The 3,122-nt window shown below is 49.6% G+C and carries 2 rRNA genes; both read right to left on the minus strand.

The features are described from left to right. Window position 1: 1 nt before the first annotated feature. Window positions 2-116 (minus strand): 5S ribosomal RNA (rrf, locus tag AK212_RS12775). A gap of 71 nt (window positions 117-187) precedes the next feature. Further along, window positions 188-3,109: ribosomal RNA gene (locus AK212_RS12780) — 23S ribosomal RNA — on the minus strand. Between the last annotated feature and the right edge of the window lie 13 nt (window positions 3,110-3,122).

The raw sequence follows: 3,122 nt of genomic DNA on the forward strand, positions 1-3,122 counted from the left end.
TGCCTGGCAACGTCCTACTCTAGCGGAACGTAAATCCAACTACCATCGGCGCTAAGGAGCTTAACTTCTGTGTTCGGCATGGGAACAGGTGTGACCTCCTTGCCATTGTCACCAGACAAGAGAATGATTATACATTCAAAACTAGATAGTAAGTAAATGATTTTGCTTCGCAAAACTTTGAAATAAATTGATTAAGTCTTCGATCGATTAGTATTCGTCAGCTCCACGTGTCGCCACGCTTCCACCTCGAACCTATTAACCTCATCATCTTTGAGGGATCTTATAACCGAAGTTGGGAAATCTCATCTTGAGGGGGGCTTCATGCTTAGATGCTTTCAGCACTTATCCCGTCCATACATAGCTACCCAGCTATGCCGTTGGCACGACAACTGGTACACCAGAGGTATGTCCATCCCGGTCCTCTCGTACTAAGGACAGCTCCTCTCAAATTTCCTACGCCCACGACGGATAGGGACCGAACTGTCTCACGACGTTCTGAACCCAGCTCGCGTACCGCTTTAATGGGCGAACAGCCCAACCCTTGGGACCGACTACAGCCCCAGGATGCGATGAGCCGACATCGAGGTGCCAAACCTCCCCGTCGATGTGAACTCTTGGGGGAGATAAGCCTGTTATCCCCGGGGTAGCTTTTATCCGTTGAGCGATGGCCCTTCCATGCGGAACCACCGGATCACTAAGTCCGTCTTTCGACCCTGCTCGACTTGTAGGTCTCGCAGTCAAGCTCCCTTATGCCTTTACACTCTATGAATGATTTCCAACCATTCTGAGGGAACCTTTGAGCGCCTCCGTTACCTTTTAGGAGGCGACCGCCCCAGTCAAACTGCCCGCCTGACACTGTCTCCCACCACGATAAGTGGTGCGGGTTAGAAAGCCAACACAGCTAGGGTAGTATCCCACCAGCGCCTCCACGTAAGCTAGCGCTCACGTTTCAAAGGCTCCTACCTATCCTGTACAAGCTGTGCCGAATTTCAATATCAGGCTACAGTAAAGCTCCACGGGGTCTTTCCGTCCTGTCGCGGGTAACCTGCATCTTCACAGGTACTATGATTTCACCGAGTCTCTCGTTGAGACAGTGCCCAAATCGTTACGCCTTTCGTGCGGGTCGGAACTTACCCGACAAGGAATTTCGCTACCTTAGGACCGTTATAGTTACGGCCGCCGTTTACTGGGGCTTCGATTCGTAGCTTCGCAGAAGCTAACCACTCCTCTTAACCTTCCAGCACCGGGCAGGCGTCAGCCCCTATACATCACCTTACGGTTTAGCAGAGACCTGTGTTTTTGATAAACAGTCGCTTGGGCCTATTCACTGCGGCTCTTCTGGGCTTGCACCCTAAAGAGCACCCCTTCTCCCGAAGTTACGGGGTCATTTTGCCGAGTTCCTTAACGAGAGTTCGCTCGCTCACCTTAGAATTCTCATCTTGACTACCTGTGTCGGTTTGCGGTACGGGCACCTATTATCTATCTAGAGGCTTTTCTCGGCAGTGTGAAATCAACGACTCGAGGAAACAATTTCCTCTCCCCATCACAGCTCAATCTTAAGAGTGCCGGATTTGCCTAACACTCAATCTCACTGCTTAGACGTACAATCCAATCGTACGCTTCGCCTATCCTACTGCGTCCCCCCATCGATTAAAACGATGTTAGGTGGTACAGGAATATCAACCTGTTATCCATCGCCTACGCCTGTCGGCCTCAGCTTAGGACCCGACTAACCCAGAGCGGACGAGCCTTCCTCTGGAAACCTTAGTCAATCGGTGGACGGGATTCTCACCCGTCTTTCGCTACTCACACCGGCATTCTCACTTCTAAGCGCTCCACATGTCCTTGCGATCATGCTTCAACGCCCTTAGAACGCTCTCCTACCATTGTCCTACGGACAATCCACAGCTTCGGTAATATGTTTAGCCCCGGTACATTTTCGGCGCAGTGTCACTCGACTAGTGAGCTATTACGCACTCTTTAAATGATGGCTGCTTCTAAGCCAACATCCTAGTTGTCTGGGCAACGCCACATCCTTTTCCACTTAACATATATTTTGGGACCTTAGCTGGTGGTCTGGGCTGTTTCCCTTTCGAACACGGACCTTATCACCCATGTTCTGACTCCCAAGTTAAATTAATTGGCATTCGGAGTTTGTCTGAATTCGGTAACCCGAGAGGGGCCCCTCGTCCAAACAGTGCTCTACCTCCAATAATCATCACTTGAGGCTAGCCCTAAAGCTATTTCGGAGAGAACCAGCTATCTCCAAGTTCGATTGGAATTTCTCCGCTACCCACAGTTCATCCGCTCACTTTTCAACGTAAGTCGGTTCGGTCCTCCATTCAGTGTTACCTGAACTTCAACCTGACCATGGGTAGATCACCTGGTTTCGGGTCTACGACCAAATACTCAACGCCCTATTCAGACTCGCTTTCGCTACGGCTCCACATTTCCTGCTTAACCTTGCATCAGATCGTAACTCGCCGGTTCATTCTACAAAAGGCACGCCATCACCCATTAACGGGCTCTGACTACTTGTAAGCACACGGTTTCAAGTTCTCTTTCACTCCCCTTCCGGGGTACTTTTCACCTTTCCCTCACGGTACTGGTTCACTATCGGTCACTAGAGAGTATTTAGCCTTAGGAGATGGTCCTCCCAGATTCCGACGGAATTTCACGTGCTCCGTCGTACTCAGGATCCACTCAAGAGAGAATATATTTTCAACTACAGGATTATTACCTTCTTTGATTCAACTTTCCAGATGATTCGTCTAACATATTCCTTTGTAACTCCGTATAGAGTGTCCTACAACCCCAATAAGCAAGCTTATTGGTTTGGGCTCTTCCCGTTTCGCTCGCCGCTACTCAGGGAATCGATTTTTCTTTCTCTTCCTCCGGGTACTAAGATGTTTCAGTTCTCCGGGTCTGCCTTCTGACAAGCTATGAATTCACTTGTCGATAACACGACATAACTCGTGCTGGGTTCCCCCATTCGGAAATCTCTGGATCAACGCTTACTTACAGCTACCCAAAGCATATCGTCGTTAGTAACGTCCTTCGTCGGCTTCTAGTGCCAAGGCATCCACCGTGCGCCCTTAATAACTTAATCTATGTTTCCACCA

This window comes from Staphylococcus borealis, assembly GCF_001224225.1.
Taxonomy (GTDB): domain Bacteria; phylum Bacillota; class Bacilli; order Staphylococcales; family Staphylococcaceae; genus Staphylococcus; species Staphylococcus borealis.